The sequence below is a fragment of the Sphingopyxis sp. UBA6723 genome (assembly GCF_002454115.1).
Taxonomy (GTDB): domain Bacteria; phylum Pseudomonadota; class Alphaproteobacteria; order Sphingomonadales; family Sphingomonadaceae; genus Sphingopyxis.
In genome coordinates, this window is the sequence record NZ_DKIH01000009.1 from 429,287 (window position 1) to 452,936 (window position 23,650).

24 protein-coding genes and 1 tRNA gene are annotated in these 23,650 nt (G+C 61.8%); 11 read left to right on the forward strand and 14 right to left on the reverse strand.

Annotation, left to right across the window (positions count from 1 at the left end; all coding sequences use genetic code 11):
• The first annotated feature begins 170 nt into the window (after nt 1-170).
• Together B4F07_RS08095 and B4F07_RS08100 are read left to right on the forward strand one after the other, a co-directional pair.
• Nucleotides 171-479: a hypothetical protein gene (locus tag B4F07_RS08095; RefSeq protein WP_293698531.1), complete on the forward strand. Its 309-nt coding sequence runs from the start codon at nt 171-173 to the stop codon at nt 477-479.
• Nucleotides 480-593: 114 nt separating this feature from the next.
• Nucleotides 594-1,346: a GGDEF domain-containing protein gene (locus tag B4F07_RS08100; RefSeq protein ID WP_293698534.1), complete on the forward strand. Its 753-nt coding sequence runs from the start codon at nt 594-596 to the stop codon at nt 1,344-1,346.
• A 138-nt stretch (nt 1,347-1,484) separates the two neighbouring features.
• Here the strand turns inward: B4F07_RS08100 and B4F07_RS08105 are convergent, their stop codons facing one another.
• Entirely contained in the window at nt 1,485-3,974 is a 2,490-nt protein-coding gene (locus B4F07_RS08105; RefSeq protein ID WP_293698536.1) for a MobA/MobL family protein, read from the reverse strand.
• A 267-nt stretch (nt 3,975-4,241) separates the two neighbouring features.
• Here B4F07_RS08105 and B4F07_RS08110 point away from each other — a divergent pair, with 267 nt between their 5' ends.
• From B4F07_RS08110 to B4F07_RS08120, 3 genes are read left to right on the forward strand one after another with little or no spacing between them, the layout of a single operon-like run.
• Entirely contained in the window at nt 4,242-4,856 is a 615-nt protein-coding gene (locus B4F07_RS08110) for a hypothetical protein (protein WP_293698539.1), read from the forward strand.
• A complete protein-coding gene (locus B4F07_RS08115; RefSeq protein WP_293698542.1) occupies nt 4,853-5,137 on the forward strand; it encodes a hypothetical protein in 285 nt (94 codons plus the stop codon). Before B4F07_RS08110 ends, B4F07_RS08115 begins: the two co-directional genes overlap by 4 nt.
• Nucleotides 5,138-5,183: 46 nt before the next feature.
• Entirely contained in the window at nt 5,184-6,998 is a 1,815-nt protein-coding gene (locus tag B4F07_RS08120; protein ID WP_293704704.1) for a hypothetical protein, read from the forward strand.
• A 326-nt stretch (nt 6,999-7,324) separates the two neighbouring features.
• Here B4F07_RS08120 and B4F07_RS08125 read toward each other — a convergent pair whose 3' ends face one another.
• Complete coding sequence (locus tag B4F07_RS08125; protein WP_293698548.1) at nt 7,325-7,636, reverse strand: hypothetical protein; 312 nt, start codon at nt 7,634-7,636, stop codon at nt 7,325-7,327.
• A 572-nt stretch (nt 7,637-8,208) separates the two neighbouring features.
• On the opposite strand from B4F07_RS08125, the gene B4F07_RS17450 reads away from it, so the two are divergent.
• A complete protein-coding gene (locus B4F07_RS17450) occupies nt 8,209-9,852 on the forward strand; it encodes a recombinase family protein (RefSeq protein WP_414711684.1) in 1,644 nt (547 codons plus the stop codon).
• On the opposite strand, the gene B4F07_RS08135 is transcribed toward B4F07_RS17450, so the two are convergent.
• The 4 genes from B4F07_RS08135 to B4F07_RS08150 all read right to left on the reverse strand — a co-directional run bounded on the left by B4F07_RS08135 (nt 9,811) and on the right by B4F07_RS08150 (nt 11,558).
• Nucleotides 9,811-9,887, reverse strand: a tRNA-Arg gene (locus B4F07_RS08135). The genes B4F07_RS17450 and B4F07_RS08135 overlap by 42 nt on opposite strands.
• A 49-nt stretch (nt 9,888-9,936) precedes the next feature.
• Nucleotides 9,937-10,410, reverse strand: a complete 474-nt coding sequence (locus B4F07_RS08140) for a DUF1178 family protein (protein WP_293698551.1) — start codon at nt 10,408-10,410, stop codon at nt 9,937-9,939.
• A 2-nt stretch (nt 10,411-10,412) separates the two neighbouring features.
• Nucleotides 10,413-10,673 (reverse strand): glutaredoxin 3, encoded by a 261-nt coding sequence (gene grxC / locus B4F07_RS08145; protein WP_293698553.1) that lies wholly within the window; start codon nt 10,671-10,673, stop codon nt 10,413-10,415.
• Nucleotides 10,674-10,676: 3 nt separating this feature from the next.
• Nucleotides 10,677-11,558: a ComF family protein gene (locus tag B4F07_RS08150; RefSeq protein WP_293704708.1), complete on the reverse strand. Its 882-nt coding sequence runs from the start codon at nt 11,556-11,558 to the stop codon at nt 10,677-10,679.
• Here B4F07_RS08150 and B4F07_RS08155 point away from each other — a divergent pair.
• Nucleotides 11,550-12,434: a methyltransferase domain-containing protein gene (locus tag B4F07_RS08155; protein WP_293698558.1), complete on the forward strand. Its 885-nt coding sequence runs from the start codon at nt 11,550-11,552 to the stop codon at nt 12,432-12,434. The genes B4F07_RS08150 and B4F07_RS08155 overlap by 9 nt on opposite strands.
• Here the strand turns inward: B4F07_RS08155 and B4F07_RS08160 are convergent.
• Complete coding sequence (locus tag B4F07_RS08160) at nt 12,431-12,814, reverse strand: (deoxy)nucleoside triphosphate pyrophosphohydrolase (protein WP_414711753.1); 384 nt, start codon at nt 12,812-12,814, stop codon at nt 12,431-12,433. The genes B4F07_RS08155 and B4F07_RS08160 overlap by 4 nt on opposite strands.
• Nucleotides 12,815-12,945: 131 nt before the next feature.
• Between B4F07_RS08160 and B4F07_RS08165 the strand changes: the two genes are divergently transcribed.
• Both B4F07_RS08165 and B4F07_RS08170 read left to right on the forward strand, forming a co-directional pair.
• Nucleotides 12,946-13,095, forward strand: a complete 150-nt coding sequence (locus tag B4F07_RS08165) for a Flp family type IVb pilin (RefSeq protein ID WP_293704710.1) — start codon at nt 12,946-12,948, stop codon at nt 13,093-13,095.
• A gap of 140 nt (nt 13,096-13,235) precedes the next feature.
• Nucleotides 13,236-13,403, forward strand: a complete 168-nt coding sequence (locus B4F07_RS08170; protein ID WP_293698566.1) for a Flp family type IVb pilin — start codon at nt 13,236-13,238, stop codon at nt 13,401-13,403.
• Between the two features lie 75 nt (nt 13,404-13,478).
• Here the strand turns inward: B4F07_RS08170 and B4F07_RS08175 are convergent, their stop codons facing one another.
• The 4 genes from B4F07_RS08175 to B4F07_RS08190 form a co-directional block, all read right to left on the reverse strand.
• Nucleotides 13,479-14,975, reverse strand: a complete 1,497-nt coding sequence (locus tag B4F07_RS08175) for a M48 family metalloprotease (RefSeq protein ID WP_414711681.1) — start codon at nt 14,973-14,975, stop codon at nt 13,479-13,481.
• A 165-nt stretch (nt 14,976-15,140) separates the two neighbouring features.
• Nucleotides 15,141-16,088 carry an acetyl-CoA carboxylase carboxyltransferase subunit alpha gene (locus tag B4F07_RS08180; protein ID WP_293698571.1) on the reverse strand — a complete coding sequence of 316 codons (948 nt, stop codon included), beginning with the start codon at nt 16,086-16,088 and terminating at the stop codon, nt 15,141-15,143.
• 11 nt (nt 16,089-16,099) lie between these two features.
• Nucleotides 16,100-17,023: a tyrosine recombinase gene (locus B4F07_RS08185; RefSeq protein WP_293698574.1), complete on the reverse strand. Its 924-nt coding sequence runs from the start codon at nt 17,021-17,023 to the stop codon at nt 16,100-16,102.
• 29 nt (nt 17,024-17,052) lie between these two features.
• Nucleotides 17,053-18,870: a hypothetical protein gene (locus tag B4F07_RS08190; protein ID WP_293698577.1), complete on the reverse strand. Its 1,818-nt coding sequence runs from the start codon at nt 18,868-18,870 to the stop codon at nt 17,053-17,055.
• A gap of 127 nt (nt 18,871-18,997) precedes the next feature.
• Here B4F07_RS08190 and B4F07_RS08195 point away from each other — a divergent pair, with 127 nt between their 5' ends.
• Together B4F07_RS08195 and aroB are read left to right on the forward strand one after the other, a co-directional pair.
• The gene (locus B4F07_RS08195) at nt 18,998-19,576 is read left to right on the forward strand and encodes a shikimate kinase (RefSeq protein ID WP_293698580.1); all 579 of its coding nucleotides are present in this window, start codon (nt 18,998-19,000) and stop codon (nt 19,574-19,576) included.
• Complete coding sequence (gene aroB / locus B4F07_RS08200) at nt 19,564-20,667, forward strand: 3-dehydroquinate synthase (protein WP_293698583.1); 1,104 nt, start codon at nt 19,564-19,566, stop codon at nt 20,665-20,667. The genes B4F07_RS08195 and aroB overlap by 13 nt, the downstream gene beginning before the upstream one ends.
• Before the next feature lie 144 nt (nt 20,668-20,811).
• On the opposite strand, the gene B4F07_RS08205 is transcribed toward aroB, so the two are convergent.
• From B4F07_RS08205 to B4F07_RS08215, 3 genes are read right to left on the reverse strand one after another with little or no spacing between them, the layout of a single operon-like run.
• Nucleotides 20,812-22,686: a cation:proton antiporter gene (locus tag B4F07_RS08205; protein ID WP_293698585.1), complete on the reverse strand. Its 1,875-nt coding sequence runs from the start codon at nt 22,684-22,686 to the stop codon at nt 20,812-20,814.
• A complete protein-coding gene (locus B4F07_RS08210; protein WP_293698587.1) occupies nt 22,683-23,111 on the reverse strand; it encodes an iron-sulfur cluster assembly scaffold protein in 429 nt (142 codons plus the stop codon). Before B4F07_RS08210 ends, B4F07_RS08205 begins: the two co-directional genes overlap by 4 nt.
• Complete coding sequence (locus B4F07_RS08215) at nt 23,108-23,644, reverse strand: CvpA family protein (protein ID WP_293698590.1); 537 nt, start codon at nt 23,642-23,644, stop codon at nt 23,108-23,110. Before B4F07_RS08215 ends, B4F07_RS08210 begins: the two co-directional genes overlap by 4 nt.
• Nucleotides 23,645-23,650: the final 6 nt, after the last annotated feature.

Below are 23,650 nucleotides of genomic sequence, written 5' to 3' on the forward strand. Positions count from 1 at the left end.
CCGCCGAGCGGAGGCGAGGCTTTTCCTCCCCTCTTCACCCGGCTGCAGGAGACGCGGTCGCGGCAGCTTTTCCATCCCGGTCACATGCGTAGGCCGTCAGATGGAGAAACCGACTTTTAAGGTAGGCCGCCGATAAAGGTCCGCAGGAATCAACCTGTTGGATGATAGTCATGGCATTTGAACAAACACCGATTGCGCCGCATTCCGGCGCTTACGAAAGTCCCACATTAAAAACTCTCGAGGCCGACCAGAACAGCGCAAAACCTCGCTATTCGGTCGACGAGCCGGATGCCGCGTGCACCAGTTGCCCCATCGCCATGTGGTATGTTGCGGGCGAGGATTTGGAGTGCTTCTGCTCTGCCCTTCATCAGGTCGTCTGGAGCCTGAAAAGTGCAGCGATTAAATTATGCGATGCCCGTGAGCAGGAAATTGCCCGACTTCGAATCTCAGGACATACAAAGTCATCACCGGCGGCGTGACCCGGTAAGAGCGCAGTCGGTCACATGATGATTGCAACATTTCCGGATTTTGTTAAGCCGTTCGCTAGCAACACAGTGTAACGTTGGTTCCCGCCAGATGGGAGACCGAGAGCGATGCCCGTTCACAGCAAAACATTGATCTTCAATCTCGCAGGCCGAGGTCTGATCATCATGATAATTGCGATGACGGCTTCGGTGGCGATCGTTTCCTGGATAAGCAGCGACCTCCCACCTGATCTCTATCACCGCTCGATCGTGGCCGCGCTGTTGATTCCCATGTTGATTTCGCCCCCGATTTCACTCTGGGTAGGTTTGCTGAACTACCGATATTTCAGGTTGCACGGAAAGGTAGAATGGCTTGCCGACCACGATGAAATGACCGGTTTATTGAATCGACGTGCACTCCTCACCGCCGCTGCGAAAATGAGGGACCAACCCAGTAACAACCGCATCGCTCAGCCGGTCCTTCTTTTGTTGGCCGACATTGACCACTTCAAGAGCATCAACGATAATTTAGGCCATGATGCGGGCGATGAGGCGATCAGGCATATTGCGAACATACTGGTGCAGCTTAGCCCTCAAGGAGCAACGGTAGCTCGGCTGGGTGGAGACGAGTTTGCGATACTGACCGACTGGACAAGCTTGGCAGACGCCCGCAGCCTGGCGGCTTCAATTTGCCGCACAATCGAAAAATTGCCCTGTGTCTATGACAGTCATCTAATTCCGATGACGGTTAGCCTCGGCGTTGCCATCGGCAGCCGAGCGGAAAAGATAGATTGCATCCTGCGGCGCGCAGATGAACAGCTCTACAATTGTAAGCGGGAGGGCAGAAACTCCTATTCAGTCGCGGAAAGCGCTGCCGCATAAAGCCCGTCTCGTCTGCGAGTGCGCCCAAACTGCGAAAATCAGAATTCCTCGATTTGGGCGAGCATCGGTCCGCATGACCGATGGTCCGCCGTGCCCCTCGCTCCAGTCATCTTCTGGAACGAACGATGCATGCTGACCCTAATGTCCAAGGCCCGGTCCTTTCGGAAACGGGCGGTTGCCCACGTGCGGCGGTCTCTCTTCCAGAACTTTCCTGATTGATTCTGGCGTGACGGACATCTCGACATGGGTATCGATCCGTCGCGTCTTGCGCCATCGCGCGTCGCGGCGTTGGCGCGCTTCGGCTGCCGCAACGAGCATTTCTTCATACCGGGTGCCCGGCATCTCGGATGCCGCGGGCCTTCGTCCCGCTGCGCTCGCCGGCAAATCTCCCGCGGCCGGAACCTCAGCGTCCCTTGCGGTCGTTACCGGCGCGGTCTGCCTGCCATCTGGAATCGAAGGAGACGGGTCAGCCAATCTGGAGGTGCCGGCAACATATGCGCGCGCGCCGACGGACTGAGCCTCGCGCCCCCAGACCGATTGCATACGCGGCTCATCACTCCACGCTTGGACAAGACGCTTAATATCAGCAGGCGCATGCTCCGGTGCCGACCACTTCCCGTCGACATTTCGGATGCTTCCCGGAGCTGTTTTGGAAAACTCCGCAATCTGCGAGATTTCGGCGTGCTGCCGCTGTAGAATTTCCTGAACATCGTGCGCGAGTTCTGTCGGCGGGTTTGCAGCGGGTTTGAGGCCGTGGTGACCAAGCATCGATGGATCCCACACTGGCTTTCCGTCCTTGGTCGCAATGTGGCGCCGCTTCGTGCGGAGTTCCTCGAGCAAATTCTGCCATGCCACCTGGTGCTGTCTCTTGCCTTCCTCAGCCGCCGCTTTCAGATCCGCAGCAGTTCGGCGATCATTGCGATGACGCTCAGAGAGAGCGGCGCGGCGCGCATGCTCGTCCATAGCCTGCACACGCGCGGCCTCAGCGCCATCGAGCCGCGATATATCCAACTCAAGTCCGAGCTTGCCCGTCTGGTAGGGCGCAACTTTCGCCCCGAGCAAAACCGAGCGACCCACTTCATTGGCGGCAGCGGCGGTGGCGGTGGCAGTGGTAGTGGCAGTGGTAGTGGCCAGCCGATTCTGATCCAGCCGCTGGCGTATAGCCCCGAGCTGCGTCACCGCCTGATCTACACCTGTGCGGCGCGCTTCCAACAGTATTCGCTGGGCTATCATCCGTCGGACGGTGGCCGCGATGCTCCGCACGTTGGCGCTACGACCCATGGGCACGTTACGGGCGACCCGTGCCTGGATCGCTTTCCGGACACTGGCAGCGCGCGACGCAATTTCGCGGACGATTGCGACGTCCGGTAGGGGGCGGCGACGCGAGGGAATAGTGACCGCGCGAATACGTCTCGTAAGTTTGGCGAGCGTATCGCGCTGCGCATCAAGATTGCGGCGTCTCGCCGCGATCTCCACACTACGTGCCAGCAGCGCGGTTTCACGCTCGGCTAGGACAAGTTTTTTGGCGGTGCTGTCGGTCGCGACACTCAATTCATTGAGCGTCACGATGTGGGCGTTGTTTTCGATCACCGCGACTGTTTCGCCGCGGTCAAATGCCGCCATGCGTTCCGGCCCCACCCGCTCCTGGCGCTGGGCATTCAAACCGCGCGCCTGATAGCTAAGATGCGTGAAGCGTGTTGCTAGGCCCGCGTGGCGACAGGCTTGATTCATATGCGCCGCGCAGAGCGCGCGCAGCCGGAACAGGCCCGCCTTGTTGGTGAGACCGTTGACCTTCTCCTCCGCGACGTCCCACTGATAGGATGCGGTGCGTTCGCAGGGCCGGGTCGAAAACACGATATGGGCGTGAACATTGCGCTGATCGCTCAATTCGTCCGGCACATGGAGAGCGGCAGCGTAGGGCAAACCGAGCCGACCAAAAGTCCGTTCGCAGAACTCGTATACGAACGAACGGCGCTGCCCGGCACTCAGTTCATGCGGCAAGTTCAGCACCACACGATACTGGACCTTGGCGTTGGCCCGATAGCCTTCCTCGACGGCCTCCAGCATGCGCCAGGCCGCTTCGATTTCTTCGACGCTCTCGCCCATATTGCTGATCGGATGGACCAGTTGAACATCGCCCTCTTCGAGCGAACCATCGCGAAAAATATACTCAACGTGGGCTGCGGCAAGGCCGGAACGCCAACCCTTCGAGTTGAAACCCTTGTAGGTGACGTTCATATAAAGCGCGACACGGCCGCGAGCATCGATCAGCGGGGTCCGATATCGACGTAGCGGGCGAGCAGCGGAAGGCGCCATTTTCGATCTGCTGATTTTACGGTCGGATGCCGGTCTGAATGGCGGGCTTTGCATCTTTACCCGAAACGTGCGCCCCCATCCCGGTGCAATGCTTTCGGCAAGCTCGCGCTGCAACGCTCGGTCAGCGATGGCGTAAGCTCTTTCGGCCCCGGCCTCGCGCCTGCGGCGCATCGTGGCAACGCGATTGATCGCGCCTGCGATCGTCCGGTCCGCTGCCCTCAATCGGCGCGCGGTGCGGTCTGTCGCCATGAGAATTGCGAAGGCCCGCGCATCGGCCTGCGCCATTACGCCATCTTCGCCGATCAACTGCATGCTTTGCGCCATTTTGCTCACTTGAAAGAGGGGGGTGGGACGAAAGCCATGGGCCTGTTGACCCCGGTCAACGTTTCTTTCGCACTCCCACCCCCCTCTTCCCCTTCTACCTATCAGTTTGGGATTTTGCTTCGGATCGAAGCTTACAACTTCGCTCACCCTCAAACGCGGAGGGTCACCGATCTGCCACTCGCCTGTCGAAGTGACCCTCCGCACGGTACGCGCGCTGCCACGCTAATTGGGCTGCCCCGCTGAAGGAGGCAGACAATGTTCGACAAAGACGAAGTGAGCCGGCGCCGCAAACTCGCGGACGCCAAAGCCAGGGAAGCGAAACTCCGCGAGGAACTCGCGGCCATTCAAAAGGCAAAGCGTTCCGCCCGAAGCGGCATTGACCAAATAACGCGCCATGAAAATTGGCACGCCAGAACTCTCGCCGCAGCGGACCGCCGCGCTGGTTATACAGGCGAGATGGCGTCGGCCCGCCTATATCTGCGCAGTCTTCCGGTGGACAGATACGCAGCAATTCTCGCGCAATATGCCACGGGATCAAGTGACGCCGACAATCTCTCGGTCGAGGTTGCCGCGGTTCGCGCGAACTTCGATCAATGGCACCGCAAAGGCGAAGCGATCATTCTTGATCGTGAACGCCGCGGTTATGCCGAGGAATGTGCACGATGGGCCGATCGCGAGGCCTCGCAACCGACGCAAAGCTGGCGCGCCAAACCGATGACCCGCGGACAATATTTCCTGATCGCGCGCACTGCCGAGTTTCTGAATGTCGCGGAACCGACCGGAAAGATTACGCGCGGCGCAGCACACGATTGGCTGAATGTGCACGATGCCAATCTCCGGCTTCGTCCAGACGGGGTCGAAGGATTATGAGCGGTCAACGCAGTGTCAAGCTGACGCTCGGCTCGGACGAGCGCGTGTTCGGCTCTTATCGCGAACTTGAGGATTATGCGGCGCAGCTGACTGGCGAAATGCGAACGCGCGAGTCCCAGTTACAGCACGATCCACGCAACATAACTTTATGGCAGCAACTCGAAAAGACGGCGGAATATCTCGGCCGGGTTATCGAGGGAATGCAGTTATGGATCGATACCGACGATCACAGACTAACGGAAGATTTGGAAAAAATATCCCGAATGCTTGCCGACCTATAGGTGCAAATCCTAGAATAGGAGACTTTTGTCAAAGGAGTCTTTTAGAATGCCAATGTTATCGTCTATTGAGTGGGTAGCCCGCCACCGCCAAATTTACAAGACTATCTGTGCCGGTGAGTCCGTGAGCGAGCGGCGCATAGTTGCTCTGCTTCGCGAGGGATGGGATTATTCATCCGAAGTGGCCGGCGCATTCGACGAGTGGGGCATGTTTCGCGCCCCGCACCTCGGCATCCTCGCCGGACTGTCTCGCGAAGCGTATCCCCGATCGCCGCTGCTCCACATGGACATGAGCATCTCGGAAATCGAGTCCGGTCTATATCGCCAATGCAGGATCATGCCGGACGAGCCTAAGGCGGGGTCAATTCCATCATCGACTGACTATGCCGTCGCGAACTGTCCTCATTATGAGCCTGACAGGGAATGGATCTTCCAGGCTCTCATCGGTCACACGCCGCGAGATCTGGCGAGGCTCCTCCACGTTTATAATCGCGATCACCGACGCGTTGGCAAATTCCTGCTCGCCAAGGATTTTCGCGCTGCCTTCGCCTTAGCGCCAGAATTGCGCACCCGAGAAGGGTGGCCCGACGAAGTCACCCGCTTTTGGCGGAACCGCGACATCCGCCGTATTCTCGCACCAGCCGACGCCTTATGCGCGCATGCGGAATTCGCCCGACTCGCGATGAATGACAGGGGGATGTGCGCGATGGCCTATCGCGACGACGGCATTTTCATGACCATGCGTCAGGGCATCGACAGCATCACGGCGGGACCAAGTTCCGAGGCCGTCACCACAAACCAGCTTCAGATTGACCGATTGCTGGAAATGATGCCTCTACAGACAACGATCCTGCTTCCGCCGACTTGCGTCTTCGCAGAGCGAGATTCCCTCATGGGCGGGGCCTGGTCGCTCGCCGCGGCGTCGCACCTGCCTCAAATCCTCCTCGAATGTGGCGATGAGCTGCCCGATATACTTCGGGGGACGAGTGAATTCGAAGCCCGACTGACACAAGATAATCTGCGAGCCCATCCAGCGGCGTGGTTCGAAAAGCATGGCGGCCAGGCCGCATGGTCACAGAACCGACCTGCCGTGACGCTCTGGTCACTCGACCGACGACAGAATGTGGCTGTCAATCTCATCGAAATAAGCCGTTTCTGTGACGCTGCGTCTCTTCCGCCGTCCGGCGACCGAAATACTTCCTCCTACAGAACGTCGAAAAAGGATCTCGCCAACCTTATCAAAACTGTGACTTTGATCTGGCTCGTTGACGCACGGCCTGCAGCAGCCGATCCAAGCACCGGAGAGCTAAAAACGGGTTTTCGGAAACGGAGCGGCAAGGCGTCCTGCGAGGATTTCGAAACGCTGGACGATATATGCAGGCTAAAGGAGTTCGGGAGGCGCGCTTGCAAAATTGGACAGGAAAAGGCCAACAAGAGGCTAAGGTCCGGGCGGGGCGGTTTCTCGGCCCAGGGGCATCCCCATTTATGGTTTAGGGACGACGGTGATGACCTCGGTCATTATCGCAAACTTCAGCTGCAGGCGGTTGCCGAGAATCTGGGGCTCCAAAGCGGGAGCAGGGGATTTCCTCTCGGATCTTCGGCTAGCGTAATCGGGCGCGGCCCATGGGCGCCCCATTTCTCCGGGCGCCCGAAGTTCAGCCCCGGTCGTCAGCAACAAGGATGCTCCATGACACTGGACATTGAAGCAGCCTATTGTAGCCGCGACCACGCCATGATGATCACCGCCCACCCTACCGATCCGATGCATGAGTTCCTGTCACGGCCTATCGCGTCCATCGATCGCGATGACGCTTCTGATCACGGCGCGGTGCAAAGCACCCGTACATCCGCAGTGAAAAGTTAGTCTGGCGACTGTTCACACTGTCCGTTTGGCAAAAAAGTACGGTGCTGAACGATGCGCTGGTGCCCGCAAGAAAGGCCTCGCTTTCCAGCGAGGCCTTTCCGCCCTCTTGGTATGGCTACGCAAGAGAAGACTCGCCAATCAACCGGGTAGCAGACTGGGCTTACGGGCAAAACGATATGGTTTTGGGCTCGAGAGTCAATGCAGCAGCTCTCGACAACGTGTCGTTGTCTTCCGCCGGCACTCCGGCGTCGCAGAGAAAATTCTGTATCGCTCTCGCTATGATATCCAGGCGACGGGTAGGCATTTACTGTCTGCAAGACCTGCTATTAAAGATGCCCCGGATTTCTCTGTCGGTTAGCCCAAAGGCCAACTTCAGTATCTGTCACGCGCAGATCGCCGCCATCGGCGCCCTCGGTCGCGCTATTTGTCTGAGAGAAGGGTATTGGCGAAATTTTCGTTTTGATCGCGTGAACATCGCTTAAGCGATTTGCAACCGCAGACCAAAATCCTGCTGCAATATAATCCCTGAGCTTTAAGCTCGCGATCATACGGATGGTGATCATCTCGATCGCATCATCGCCGTAAAGCCGTTCCGCCGCGAGCGCCTGTTCCCAAACATCCTCTAAATTCGGCTCCATCGTCTTAACTCCGATGCGTCACCATCATTTTGGCCACTTTATCGCAAAAACGGCCCAACAGTAAGGTGTTTCGTCGCTGCGAAGCGATGCGCAAAATCGGTTGCAGGACCGATCCACCGTCTTGCTACCTCGCTTGCGCTCACGGCGAGATACATCTCTTCGGAATAGCGAGCCCCGGGCTCGATATTGTCGTCAGTTAAAGCAGCAAATTGCTCTGCAAATAAGTTGTTCCGCCGAGCTCACAGACAGAGGACACTCCCGAAATCGCTGCGCACTTCAATCCCAATATCTGGCCTGCGGGAGGTCGCTGACCCCGATGCCCTTGCGAGTTGGGCGCGTTTCGAAAGTGACCCTCCGCTTGCCGCTTTTTTAGCGATGCCAAAAACTCGAGATGAAGAAAAACCCATCTCGAACGCGTCCCACAACGCGACAATCCCTCAAGACGAACGACGCGGTCATTCCTCTTGTCAGTTACCACTTCGATGATTCATGGTCGTCGATTCCGGCCGAGGCCGAACTCATTGATCGATGGTTCGGCATCGCGATCGCAGAGCTGTTTGGAGTAAGCCCGCATGAGTAAAGATCATCAAGGAAAGCGGGTGGCCATCTATGCCCGTGTTTCCACGCGCAAGCAGGCGGACAATGAGCTGTCGATCTCAGATCAGATCGATTGGGCCGAACGCTGGATCGCCGAACATGATGCCTGCAAAGCCGCAACCTTCATCGACGCGGGCGCAAGCGCCACCAAGGATGGGCGAACCGAGTTTCAGGCGATGATAGCCCTCGCGATGGGCGACGACAGACCCGTCGATATCATCCTTGTTCACTCCTTATCGCGGCTGTTCCGTAACGCGCTTCACTTCATGCAATACAAAGAGAAGCTTCGGCGACACAAAGTGCGGATCATTTCCATCACCCAGGCCTTCGGCGATGATCCCGCTGCGGATTTTTCCTTCGGCATGATTTCCCTAGTCGATGAATATCATAGCGCAGAAAACGCTAAGCACGTGAAGCGCACGATGCTGGCCAACGCTGCGAAGGGCTTTTGGAATGGGCAGACGCCGCCAATCGGCTACAAAACTGTTGCTGTCCCTCAAGCCAAGGGAAAAGACCGCAGAAAGCTCGTGATTGATCCCGAGACCCAACATATCCCTCCCCTCGCCTTTGAAACCTACGTGCATGGATATAGGGGCCGACCGATTGGTATCACGAATCTCGCCCAGCTCTTGAATGAATGGGGTGAACGTCTCCGGGGCAAGCCGTTTAGCGTGTCCAACGTCCACGCCATTCTGACTAACACCGCTTATATTGGTGTCGCATTCTATAATCAGCGCGACTCCCGCACGGGAGAAGCGCGCCCCGAGAACGAATGGGTGCCAATCCCCGTTCCTCCGCTCATCAGCGAAGAGCTGTTCTATGCTGCCAAGGCGCAAATGGCCGCGCGCGATCCAAAGATGGGCGTCGCTGCGGTCAAGACCAACGGCAACCTCCTAACAGGCTCTGTCGTCTGCGGGTGCGGGGGAGACGGCTGCGGGGGCGGCATGACGACGTCGACTGGCAAGAGTGGACGATACCGCTACTATGCTTGTCATCGCCGAGCAGCGAGGGGCGCAACTCAATGTCCCGGTCGGCGCATTCGAATGGATGCGCTCGACGATCTGGTGGTCAACGCCGTTTCTGAACATATTCTCGGCCCCGAGCGGCTCAAAGCGCTGTTATCCGCTTGGATCGATCGCAGCGAAGAGGTTCAGGTCGGTCGCCGTGAAGGCCTGAAGCAGCTTCGTACTCGCCTGACACTGCTAGATGGCGAAAGCGCCAACGTGATCAAGCTGGTTCGCTCCGGCCTTTACGCCCCCGACGATCCGCAAATCGCCGCGGAAATTGCCAACATCGCGGCCCAGAAGCGCGCGATCGCAGGCGATATTGACGCGTTGGAACGGCAGATTGCTGATGGCGAGCGTCGAATCACGCCGGAGATTGTGGAAAAATTCGGTTCCTTGATGCGGAATAAGCTGCGCGGCCAGGCCTCAGCAGCGCGAAGGGATTATATCCGTCTGCTCGTTGATCGCGTCGAAGTCGGACATAGGGAAATCCGTATCTCCGGATCGAAAGCCGCTCTGTCGCGAGCTGCAATCGGCACTCCGCCGCACTTGGTGCCCAAAGCTGAACGGAAATGGTGCACCCGGCGGGATTCGAACCCACGGCCCCCAGATTAGGAATCTGATGCTCTATCCTGCTGAGCTACGGATGCGCCGCCTTTCCTGTAGCGGGGCGCGGCGCGCAGCGTCAATTGGTCGGGGTCAATTTACGGCGTCGGGCGGCGCAATCGGCACCAACAGCGGCATCGCGGCAATCCCGTCGTCGCGTAGCGCCTGCGCCTCCTGTGGCGAGGCTTGGCCGTGGATCAAATCTTCGGGCGCACGGCCTTCGTGCATCGCGCGCGCCGCGTCGGCAAAGTCACGTCCGACCCAGCGCGACTGGGGCAGCATTTCGGCCTGCTTTGTCGCAATTTCAGCGATCACCTTGCGGACCAGTTCGGGCGATATCGCGCCATGGTCGGCAACATTATCCGGCTTGGCATGGCTCACGATCGTCATCTGGTTCGACTTTGCGCCGATGCGCGGCGCCATCACCGCCTTTTTGACATCGCTGTCGCCGCACACCGGGCAATTGATCAGGCCGCGCGCCTGTTGATCGGCAAAACTGTCACTGCTCGCGAACCAGGCTTCAAACCGGTGATCCCCGGCGGCACAGCAAAGGTCGAAAACGATCAAGGTCAGGCGATCCCCAGCAGCGGGTCGAGCCCGCCGCGCGCGTCGAGCGCTGCCATGTCGTCGCTGCCCCCGATATGCTGCCCGTCGATGAAAATCTGCGGGACGGTGCGCGCGCCGCCCGCGCGCGCGACCATCGCGTCGAATCCGGCACGGTCCATCGTGACATCGATTTCCTGATATTCCGCACCCTTGCGATCGAGCAACGCCTTTGCGCGCGAGCAATAGGGACAAAGGAATTTTGTAAAAACTTCGATCTTGGCCATAGCCTATCCTGTCATCATCTGATCCGTCATATCGGAATCCAACGAAGCAAAGTCAAATATGTTGCTCGTCATCAGGGCGTCGGGCACGACCCGCGCCCAAGAGAGGGCAGAGACTCGCGCCGCGCCGCTGCGCCGCAGCACTTTCGCCGCTGCGCGCAACGTCGCGCCGCTCGCGTGAACATCGTCGATCAGCACGATATGGCGCCCCGCCGCGCGGATTTTCGCATCATCCGCCAGCGCGAACGCCCCGGCGACAATCTTTTCACGCTCGCGCCGCCCTTTGCCGCGGAGCGAGGCGGTCGATTTGATGCGCAGCAGCAGATGATGGTCGCGCGTCGCGCCGCCAATCCGCGACAATTCGTCGGCAACCAGCGCGGCCTGGTTGAAACCGCGCGACCACAGCCGCCAGCGGTGCAGCGGCACCGGCACCAGCAGAATATCGTCGGCGCTGCCAAGCGCCGCCAATTGCCGCGCCATCAGCCGCGCCATCAATCGCGCGTGGCCGGTTCGTCGCCCATATTTCAGCCGGAGCGCCACAGTGCGCGCGACCGAACCATAGGCAACCGCTGCTGGCGCGCCTTCGAACGGCGGCGGACTGGCAAGGCAGGCGCCACATGCTATCGACCCGCCCGGCAGCGCCGTCGGCAGCGGGATCGAGCAGTGCGAACAGGCCGGGCCGTCGAGAAAATCAAGCGATGTCCAGCACGTCAGACAGAATTGCCGGTCCTCGCCCACGATGACGCCGCAACCGGGGCAGCGCGGCGGCAACGCATAATCAGCGACCGCGCGCGCCAATATCCGCAAGCCGCGGAGCCATGCCGCCGCCGTCGCGCCCGTATTTTCGACTTCCCCCGTCGCCGTTGCCATCTCCGACTTGTGCCGCATCGTCCGGGGCGGCACAAGCACGGCATGTCGCCGCCGCAACGCCCACTTTTTTCTGCCGCTCGCCACCGCGCCCAGCGCGACCGGCTCGCGCGCCTGCCTGCGTCGGCCAATTTCCTCGCCCCGATCATCGCCGAAACGCTGCGCGACCGGCTGGCGATGGTGAAACGCGATTTCGCGCGCATCCTGCTCATCGGCGCGCATGATCAGGCGCTGGCCGACCATTTGCGGGGTGTCAGCACCGAACTGACGATCATTGAGGCTGGTCCGCGGCTGGCCGTCGCCAGCGGCGCACTGGTTGCCGAAGCCGATGCGATCGATCTGCCCTTTGCCAGCTTCGACCTGATCGTCTGGCCCGGTGGTCTCGACAGTGTCAACGATGTACCGGGCGCGCTTGTGCGCCTGCACGCGTTACTGGCGCCTGACGGGTTGCTGCTCGGCGCTTTTCTCGGCGACGGCAGCCTGCCACGGTTGCGGCGTGCGGTGATGACCGATGGCGTGCGCCCGATCGCGCGACTGCACCCGCAGATCGACCTCGCGGCGATGGGCAATCTGCTCCAACGGGTGGGCTTTACCCTGCCTGTGGTCGATGTCGAAGCACTGACAGTGCGCTATGGCGACTGGCTGGCGCTGGTCCGTGATCTGCGCGCGGCGGGGCTGGCAAGCCGCCTGTACCCTGCCCCGCCGCCGCTGACCCGCGCCGAAGTAGCACAGATCGCGAACGCCTTTGCCGCGCAGGCGGATCCGGACGGTCGCATTGCCGAAAGCCTGCGCATCGTCCATTTCAGCGGCTGGGCGCCGCATCCGGACCAGCCGCAACCAGCACGGCGAGGCAGCGGGCAAACGTCGCTCGCCGCAGCGTTGAAACCAAAAAGCTAGATCAACGCCTCCAGCAGGCCGATCAGCGGCTTATCGGCGGGTGGCATGTCAAGGCTATGGAGTTCGACCGGGCGCACCCAGCGAAGCGCGCTGGCGTGCTGCGCCACCGGCGTGCCATGCCATTTGCGGCACACATAGAGCAGCAGCAACAAATGCCGGTCGCCCAGCATGTCGCTGGCGAAACAGGCGGGGGCCAGGCACGCCTGCTCGACGTCGATGCCCAATTCCTCGGCCAGTTCGCGGACCAGCGCCTGCTCGGGCGTTTCGCCAGGATCGACCTTGCCGCCCGGAAACTCCCATAATCCCGCCATCGACAACCCTTCCGGACGCTGCTGGACCAGCAAGCGCCCGTCACGGTCGACCAGTGCGGCGGCGACCACAAAAAGGCCGGTTTTTGGCAGTTTTCCGGGGCTAGGCGCGGACAAATTGTTAACCTTCCTGTGCGAACATCGGCATCCTCGGGAACTACACTTCAGTCAGGGGTGGAACAATGCGCAATCTTTACAGGCTGATGCGGTCGACCAGGGCCGCCACAGCCGTCGAATATGGGCTGATACTGGCCCTCGTCTTTCTTGCCGCGGTCAGCACAATTACCGAAGTCGGCAATTCTACGATGAATATGTGGGACACCGTTTCGACATCGGCGACGAATGTCATGTGATCCACTGTCCGATTATGGGACCTGGCGGACAATCTATCCTGGTTCCGCCATTAAGATTTTCAAAACCTATTCGCCGTAAACCAGCCAGTGTTGACCCAGACCAGACCGTCAACAGGGTAAGTGATATCAGGAGACCAGTCATGAAGTTCATCAAAAAGTTCGTTCGCGATACCAAGGCCGCAACCGCCATTGAATACGGCCTGATCGCCGCTCTGATCGCCGTCGCCGGCATCACCGCCATGGGCGCGGTTGGCAACAGCGTTACCAGCACCTTCCAGAAGGTCGATAACGGTCTGAAAAAGAGCTAATCGGCACCGCCGCCCGGTTATCCGGTCGGAGAAAAAAAGAAAGGGCGGTCGTAACGGCCGCCCTTTTTTGTTGGGCTAACGGCCCGCATAAACAACGATTTTCACCTTCTGCCCCGGCGTCAACCGGCTCGACGGGGTCAAGCGGTTGAGCACCTGAAACCGCTCCGCCTGATAATTTGTATATGCCATGCGCCGCGACAGAGTGGCCATCGTATCGCCGCGGCCCACGGTCACCACATCGATCCGCCGCGGTCTGATCGCCGCCGCTTCGGCCGCATTCAAGCGCCGGACGCTATTGAACATCGAATTGAACACACCGGTCCCGCCCGCTTTGGTCAACGTGACAAAGTGGAACGCACTGCTACGCGAGAATTCATAGGCAAAAACGGTCACATCAACCTGGCCCGACTGGCTGGCGACGCGCGCGGTCGAATAATAGGCGGGAATGCCATTGACCGTTGTGCGCTGGACCGAGCTTGGGCTGATCGCAGTGTTGCCCGCCACCGATTTGAACGCCGCGGCCAAATACGTGTTCATGTCGCCGTTATACGGCCCGGTCGTGAACTGCCCCTGCCCACCATTGCCGCTGATCGTCACTGCGGTCGTCCCGTTTTGCATACCATATCCGCGCGGCACCGCGAACCGTAGCCGCAGGTCGGGGTGCAGGAACTCGTTACCCTCGACCACCCCCTGCGCGGGGTCGTCGCCATACAGCACATTGTCGACCGCAGCCAAAAACGCATCGGCATTGCGCGTCCCCCCGGTGCCGCCGACGCGGCTCGCCAGGGTCTGGGCATTGCGGACGCGCGAGGCGGGGTCTGGGTGGGTGCTCGCCCACGCGGGCAGCGAACGCGCATCGCCGCCCGACAATCGGGCGTCGAGGTTGGTCTGGTTGGCAAGGCTCGCCAGCATCGTCGATAGCGCCAGCGGATCATAGCCTGCGCTGCGCAGATACTGAACGCCGAGCTGGTCGGCTTGTAATTCCTGGCTGCGCGAAAAGCCCAGTGTCGCCATTTGCGCGACCTGCATCGCATTGTTCTGGAGGAGACCGCCGAGCCCGCCGAGCACGCCGCCGCTATCGCCGATCGCGCCGCCGAGTACGGCGCCGAGTACCCCGAGGATCTGGTTCCGCGTCGCCGCCGACTGGCGTTTTTTGCTGTGCTGTGCCGCAACATGGCCAACCTCATGCCCCAGCACCCCGGCCAGTTCGGCCTCATCGTTCATCAGCGCCATCAGCTGCCGGGTGACATAGACATAGCCGCCGGGAATCGCGAACGCGTTGTTCACCGGTGAATTGAGCAAGGTGACGGTAAAATCACTGCGCGCGTTCGACAGCCCCGATTGCAGAGCGATATTCTGTCCGACGCGGACAACATAGGCCGTCTGCGGGCCGCTATACGCGCCGCCAAATTCCGCCATCAGCTGCGGGTGCGCGTCATCGCCCTGCTTCCGTTCGGACGGGGAGATGCTGGTCGCGGTCTTGATCGCTTTCAGCTGCGCATCGGCGACGCCGGTCACAGCAAGGCTGCCCAATGCAACCGACGCCGCCAGCTTGATTGCCATATCATTCATTCTTTTTGTCCGGGTCATCGATGCGCCTCCCCTTGCTGTTCGTCGTTCCGGGATATCCCTTATTGACCGCGACGCAAACCGCACCTGAACGGCAGTACCCGCGCCGCGGCCCCATTATGGACAGTGAACGCAAATCGCGGCAATCGGGTTCCGCTGCGACGTCGGTCAGGCGCGCCCCATGGCCAGGAATTTTTCCTCGCGCGCCGCCAGGATCGTGTCGCGCGGCAAGCCCGACAGGCTGTCCAGTTCCTGTGCGATCGCATCGCCGAGCGCGGCAATCGCAGCGTCGGGATCACGGTGGGCGCCGCCGACGGGTTCGGAAACGATGCGATCGATGATCTTCAGCCCCAGCAGATCCTGCGCCGACATCTTCATCGCCGCCGCGGCATCGGCGGCCTTATCCGACGTGCGCCACAGAATCGACGCGCAGCCTTCGGGCGAAATCACCGAATAAACGGCATGTTCAAACATCAGCACACGGTTCGCGGCGGCGAGCGCGATTGCGCCGCCTGACCCGCCTTCCCCAACGATCGCCGCAACCATCGGAACGCCGAGCGCGAGGCATTGTTCGGTCGAGCGAGCGATCGCTTCGGCTTGGCCCCGTTCTTCGGCCTGGATGCCCGGAAACGCGCCCGAGGTGTCAACCAGCGTTACCACCGGCAGGCCAAAACGGTCGGCGAGTTGCATCAAGCGGATCGCCTTGCGATAGCCCTCCGGCTTGGCCATCCCGAAATTATGCTTCATGCGCGACGGAATATCGTCGCCCTTTTCATGGCCGATGACCATCACGCGGCGCCCGCGAAAGCGCGCGAGGCCGCCCAGAATCGCCTGATCGTCGCCGAAATTGCGGTCGCCCGCCAGCGGCATCCAGTCGTCGAACATTTCGGCGACATAATGTTTGAAATGCGGGCGGTCGGGGTGGCGCGCAACCTGCGTCTTTTGCCACGGCGTCAGCTTCGCATAGATATCACGCAGCAATTTCGAGGACTTGTCCTCCAGCCGCGCAATGTCATTGTCGATGTTGAGCGTGGGGTCGTCCCGCATCTCGCGCAATTCAGCAATTTGCCGATCGAGCGCGGCGACCTGTTTTTCGAAGTCCAGAAAGGCTGTCATGGCGGAGAGCGCTAGGACGAAGGTGACCCGAGGTCAACGTCGGCAATATGATCGCGCATCTGCGCCAACGGATGGCGCTGGTTGACCAGCTCGACGAGGCGGCGGCTGTCGACATGGGTATAGATTTCGGTCGTCGCGATGTCCGCGTGGCCCAGCATCAACTGCAATGCCCGCAGGTCCGCCCCGCCTTCGAGCAGATGGGTGGCAAAAGCGTGGCGCAGCACATGCGGGCTGACCGCGGTCGGATCGATCCCCGCGCGGCCCGCGAGATCGCGCAGCATCTGGAACAGCCGGACGCGCGAGACGTGGCTCTTGCCCGACGGAAACAGCCAAAGCGAACCGTCGGCGATGAGCGGCAGCCAGCGGTCGAGCGCCCCGCGGGCGCGATCCGACAGCGGCACCAACCGCTCTTTGTCTCCCTTTCCCCGCACGATCAGATATTCGCGCTCGCCGGCAATCGCCCGCCGCGGCAGTGCTACCAGTTCACTCGCGCGCAGTCCCGATCCATAAAGAAGTTCGAGCAGCAACAGCATCCGCACCGCCGCCGCGGCTGGCGCTTCACCCGCGGCGTCCTCTTCGGCCTGTGCAAACAGCCGCCCGACATGATCGTGCGTCAGGATGCGCGGCAGCGGGCGCCGCGTCGTTGGCCGTGCAATATCGAGCGCAGGATTGTCGGCGCGGTCGCCTTCGTCGAGCAGAAAGGCGAAGAACTGACGCAGCGCGGACAGCTTGCGCGCCGCACTGCTTGCCGCAAGTGATTGATAGTCAGCCATCAATTGGCGCAGCACCGCGACATTCGCATCGGCGAGCGGGCCTTTGACCCATAATGCCGCCTGCTCCAGATCGCGGCGATAGGCAGCCAGCGTGTTGCGCGAGGCGCCTCGCTCCGCCGCCATCATTTCCAGGAAGCGGTCGATCGCTGCCCCGTCAGACATCGTCTGACTGCGCCATCAAACGGTCAGGTTCAGACACGCACCAGCGCTTCGGCGGCGATCATCCGCGCTTCGGACGCCAGTCCCACCTCGCGTAGCGCCCGGACGATGTAATAGAGATGATAGGGCGGCACTTTCGACCATTCGCCTTGCATCCCTGTCGCGGCCAGCAACGCCACCATCCCGGGTTCACGCCGCTCTGCGGCGGCCATGATTGCGCGCGACCAGCGCGTCTGCTTGCCCAGATCGACGCCGAGGTCGCTCGCCGCCGACGCTGCAGCGCCCGTCTCGATCCGCCCGAGCCCGGCCAGCCCGGCGAGCAGGAATTTCGAGCGCAGATAATCGGCGCTGTCGTCATCGCTCGAAAACTGCCCGACGGCGCCAGCGGTGGTGCCGTTTAGGGGTCGCGGTGAACCGACCGCCAGCACGCCCCAAGCGTGGCTTCCGACGGTCACGGTCGGCACCCAAGCGATGGCGTTGGCGTCATAGCCGCCTGCCAGCATCGATCCCAGCAATTGCCACGGATCGCTGCCGACATCGGTGCTCACCGGCAATGCTGCGGCGGCACGCGCGGTCGCGACCATCGCCGCGTAGCTTTGCAGCGGTGCCGTCCCAGCACTCCACAGCCCTTGCATTGCCGCGTAGCGGTCGGCGCCATTCGCGGCGCCAAAGGCGGCGCGGAGCTGGTCGGTCTGCGCCGCCAGCGCCTCCGAAGGTTCTTCCTCGCCCGCCGCCGCGCTCAGCAAGGACACATAGGCTTCGCTCGATAGCACGCCGCGCGCCGCCGCCTCGGGCGCCGCGGCAACCCGATTTGCCATGTCGGTCATCGGCGCGAGGACGGTCCAGCCCTTCATATGGGCAGGGATCGACGTGCGCAGCGGTTCGGGGACCGGCACCGCCGTGGCAGTCGCCATGCCGAACCGCCAGCTCGTCAGCCGGTCGACATTATCCCATTCGATCGTGGTCGATCGCCGCCCGCTGCCGGTGGCGCCGAGCACCCGCTCCGCGAGCAGGATGTCGAAGTTGGCAATCTTGCCACTCGACCGCACCCGGCCGATCGCCCAACCTGCCGGGCCGGCCTCGCCCGACAAGCCCGAACAAATCGCCGCCGCCAGCCGCCAGGCCTGCTCGTCGCCATGGGCCAGACCAGCTGGAACATAGGGACACATGCCCGCCGGATCGGCGTTGGCCAGATAAGTCTGCTGCGCCGCCGCCACCAGGCGCGGGCTGGCCCGGTCATAGTCGACCGCCTGAACGATCCAGCGCGCCGCGATCGATTCGCCCATCCGGAGCAGAAGCGACGCGCGGTCGGCGGCCAGGTCGGCGCCGTTGATCGTGCCGGGGGTATCGATCGCCGATACCAGTGACCGCCGCAGCAGGATCTGACCCCAGCGCGACGCAAGCTGGCCGTTGGTCCGCCGCATGATCGCCGCGGCATATTGACCGCGCACACCAAAGGCATCGGGTGCGAGCCCCCCGGTTTCGGGGGTCAATGGTCCGATCCGCGTCAGCAAACGCCGCGCGCCGGGCGGAAGATCATATTTCAGCGTGCCAGGCGCGACCTCTTCGCCATCCTCGCCCTCCTCATCGGAAGCCTCGCCGGGCGTTCCGGCCGTGTCGGTGGCGCTTACCGTCGAGGTGACCGGCGGCGGGGTCGCACCGTTTTTCGGGGTCGATGTTGGCGTAGGTGCTTGCGATGGGGTCGGCGTCGGACGCGGTGCCGGCGTGTCGGGAGGATTGCCAAAACCTTCGGGCAGCAGCGATTCCTGCGCGAGCGCGGGCAGCACCAGCGCGGCGGCAAGCGCGGTACCCGACAAGGCCAAGGTCAGCATCAGCGGTTTTTTAGTCATCACGCCACGCTTTCGGCAATCTTGTCGGCCACGTCCACCTCAATCCTTCGCGCCCGGACAGCCGGACCTGCATTTATCGGCGAAAACCGTTGTTCCGCGCGTCTCGAACGGTATAGCCGCGCCCACCATGTCGCGAAACCCGAAAAGCCCGGCTTCTGCCATTCCCGCGTCGATCCGCGACCGGTCGATCGTGCTGGTCGGGTTGATGGGGTCGGGAAAATCGACCGTTGGCCGCCGCTTGGCCCAGCGATTGGGGATGCGGTTTGCCGACGCCGACGACGAGATTGAGCGCGCCGCCGACATGACCATCGCCGATATTTTCGAACGGTTCGGCGAGGCGCATTTCCGCGATGGCGAGCGGCGGGTGATCGCGCGGCTGCTGGCCGGCAAACCGATGGTGCTGGCGACTGGCGGCGGTGCCTTTATCAACGACGAAACACGCGCGCTGATCCTGCGTGACAGTCTGTGCATCTGGCTCGACGCCGACATCGAGACATTGGTCGAGCGCGTCGGTCGCCGCAGCCATCGACCGCTGCTCAAGAACCGCGACCCGCGCGAAGTGCTTCGCGAACTGGCGGCGGTGCGAAACCCGATCTATGCCGAAGCCCATCTGCGCATCGGTTCGGCAAGCACGCCACATGATCACACGGTACGCGCGATCATGGAGGCCTTGTCAGAGTGGAAAGACCCGCAATGGAACAACTGACCGTCGAACTCGGCAACCGCAGTTATCCGATCCTGATCGGCGATGGGCTGATCCGGTCGATCGGAACACATGTGGCGCCGCTGCTCAAACGCCCGCGGACGATGATCGTCACCGACGCGCATGTCGCTGACCATTATCTGATCCCACTCGGCACCGCGCTGGCAATGGAGAATATCTCCTTCTCCTCCTTCGTCCTCGAACCCGGCGAGGCAACGAAAAGCTGGGCCGGGTTGGCAAGGTTGACCGAATGGCTGATCGGCGAAGGCGTCGAGCGCAGCGATCATGTCATCGCGCTTGGCGGCGGCGTCATCGGCGATCTCGTCGGCTTCGCGTGCAGCATCGTGAAGCGCGGCTGTCACTTCATCCAGGTACCGACCACCCTGCTCGCACAAGTCGACAGCAGCGTCGGCGGCAAGACCGCGATCAACGTCGCCGCGGGCAAGAATATGATCGGTGCCTTTCACCAGCCCGCACTGGTCGTGATCGACCCCGCGACGCTCGCAACGCTGCCGCGCCGCGATCTCGCCGCGGGCTATGCCGAGGTGGTCAAATATGGCCTGATCGACGATGCCGACTTTTTTGGCTGGTGCGAAGCGAATGGCGCGGCGCTGCTGGGGGGCGACAGCGCCGCGCGCGCGCAAGCCATCGCGCATAGCGTCGCTGCCAAGGCGCGGATTGTCGCCGCCGACGAGCGCGAGACGCAGGACATCCGCGCGCTGCTTAACCTGGGTCACAGCTTTGGCCACGCGCTCGAAGCCGAAACCGGGTATTCGGACAAACTGCTGCATGGCGAAGCGGTCGCCGCGGGCATGGTGCTGGCGCATCGCTTTTCAGCTGCGCAAGGCCTGTGTTCGGCCGCCGATGCCGACCGCGTCGCTGCGCATCTTGCCGCGGTTGGTCTGCCGCACGATCTGGCAAGTGCTGGGGTGGCGGCGGACGGCGCAACGCTGGCGGGTCATATGGCGCATGACAAGAAGGTGCGCGGCGGCAAATTGCCGCTGATCCTGACCCGCGGCATTGGTCGGAGCTTTGTCACCGATGAATTCGGGTTGGACATGGTCGCGGCGTTTCTGGACGTCCAGCCCCGCTAGATTTTACGGATCACCCAAACTCCGCTTGTGCTGAGCTTGTCGAAGCACCGTCCTTCTTTGCTTTCCAGTGCTGAAAAGAAAGAACGGCCCTTCGACAAGCTCAGGGCGAACAGAGTTTGGGTAAAGCTAGGCAGACACAGAAACTTACCCCGCCGCCTCCGCCTCTTCCCTTGCCAATTTCGCCGCCTGCCGCCGTTCGCGCAGCGTTTCGAGCACACTTGCCGCCTGCCTTCCGCCGCCGGCGACGAACCGGTGGTCCATCCCCGCGGTCAGATCGCCCTCGCTGATCTGTGCATGCAAGCGTTCGGAATCGAGATGACGCAAGGCCTGTTCGACATCGGCAATTTCATCATCATCGACGTCGATCTGCTTCAGCGCCAGCAGACCCAGCGCGATCGAGCTTTCAAAGGTTTCGCGCACCGCGCCATCGACCCCGGCGCCGTCGATCGCCATCAACTGACGGCGGTCGAACACCCGCGTCAGGATCTTGGCGTTCGGGAAGGCTTTGATGATCGGGGCCAGCACTGCTGCGTCAAAACTGCGGTCGTCGGTGCAGAAAATGATCAGCCGTGCATCATCGGCATCGGCGCGGCGCAGCACATCGACCTTCAGCCCGTCGCCGTAATAAACTTTGGTATTGAAACGCCCCGACGTCTCGATCTGGCTCGGCTTCTTGTCGATTAGCGTTACCGAACAATCGACCGCGTTCAGCATCTGCGTCACAATCTGTCCGAACCGCCCGTAGCCGACGACAATGGCCGACCCGCGTGGCGCGTGTTCGGGATCGTCGAGATCGGCTTTGATGCTTTCGGGCGCAAATTCCAGATTGCGCGCGAACAGCATCAGGAACGGGGTCGAAATCATCGATAACGTCACGACCGCGCTGAACAGGCTCGCCGCCTCGGGCGCGATCAGCTGCGCCTCGGTGGCCTGGGTGAACAGCAGAAAGCCGAATTCGCCGCCCTGGCTGAGCAACAGGCCAAGCCCGAGTGCGACGCTCCATGGCTTGCCGAACAGACGTACAAGAACGGTCAGCACCGCCACCTTCACCGCGACCAGCCCGGCGGCCAGTGCCACGACGCGGAGCGGGTCTTCGCGAATGACGTTGAGGTCGAGCACCATACCGACCGCGAGGAAAAACAGCCCGAGCAGCACCAGGCGGAAGGGTTCGACATCGGCCTCGATCTCGTGCCGATACGGCGAATCGGCGAGCATCACCCCGGCGATGAATGCCCCCAAGGCTGTCGACAGGTGCAGGCTGTGCATGAAGGCGGCGCTGGCGATGACGACCAGCAGCCCGACAACCACGAACAGTTCGCGCTCGCCATAACGGCCGATGATGCGCAGCAACGGGTTCACGACAAAGCGCCCGGCGAGGACGAGGACGATGATAGCCGCGACGGTATAGAGCGCCATCTGCCACCCCGGCGGCGCGTCGGGGCTGGCGGGAGCGCGCGACAGCACCGCGATGATCGTAATCATCGGTACGATCGCCAGATCCTGGAACAGCAGGATCGAAAAGGCCTTTTCGCCAAAGGGCGAGTTGATCCGCCCCGAACTTTTGAGGCCGGGCAACACCTGCGCGGTCGAGGACAATGCGAGCGGCAGCCCCAAGGCAAGCGCCGCCTGCCAGCTGAAGCCGAGCGTCATCATGATCAAGCCCGTAAGGATCAGGCCGGTGATCACCACCTGTGCCAGCCCCAACCCGAAAATCGCCCGGCGCATGTCCCACAAGCGCCGCGGATGCAGTTCGAGCCCGACGAGGAACAGCAGAAACGCAATGCCGATCTCGGCAAAAGCGAGCTTCGATTCGCCGCCGCCGACCAAGCCCAGGCCATAGGGACCGACCAACGAGCCCGCGACGAGATAGCCCAGCACCGCACCCAGCCCGAGTCGGCGGAACAGCAGCACGAACAGCGTCGCCACACCGAGCAGGATCGCCCCCTCGAACAGCGCGGTGTCCGTCACCTTTTCAGCAGCGACCTCGGTCGCTGCCACGCTGAGGCCGAGCAGAATCATACCCGGGCGCTCTGCTTTTCGAGCGCCAGGATTGCGGCGTCGAACGGCAGGAGGATCGCGCCCTGCCGCGCAGGATAATCGCGCGCCGGGGCGAGCAGCCCGAACCCCGGCCAGTCGGGAACATCGCCAATACCGCCAAACCAACTGGCAATTGCATCGCGCGCGCCGCGAATCTCTTCGCGGCTGCGCCCCTTGACGTGACGCGCCAGCAACGTTGCCGCCGCCTGCCCCAGCGCACATGCCTCGACATGCATACCGATGCCGGTCACCTGTCCTGCATCGTTGGCATCGAGATCGAGGAGGATGCGACTGCCGCACAGCGGCGCGCGCGCCGCGGCGTGATAACGCGCGTCCGGATTGGGCAGATGTTCTGACGTCGCCACCGCCAGCGCCAGGATATCGCGATTGTAAAGCGGAGCACTCATGGTGTCGGGACCTCGACTTTTGCTTCACGCGCCTGCGCGCGGCGTTCGGCGATCACTTTGCTCATCGCCTGGCTCGTCGCATTGAGCGCGGGATAGGTGCGGCTGTCGGTCATCCACGTCGGACGTTGGGCATTGCCGTAGCCAATGTCGTATAGCAGCGTCACGACCATGAACCCCAGCGCGGCGATCAGCAACCCCTTTACCGCACCGAAGCCGGCGCCCAGCCCCCGGTCGAAACCGCCAACCAGCGACGCGCGGCTGCGCTGTCCCATCGCGCGCGATCCCCATTTGGCAAAAGCGAAGACGCCGCCGAACAGCAGCACAAACGCCAGCATCGCGGCACCGCCATCGCTGCCGACCCAGCCGGTCAACAGGTCGGTGACGACAGGGTGAAAGAAACGAACCGCCGCAATCGCGAGGATCCACGCGAGCAATGTCGTCACTTCCTGCACCAGGCCGCGCGAAAAACCGAGCACCGCGCTGCCGCCAACGAGCGTCAGCACGAGGATATCCAGAGCTGTCAGACTTCCCATTCCGCC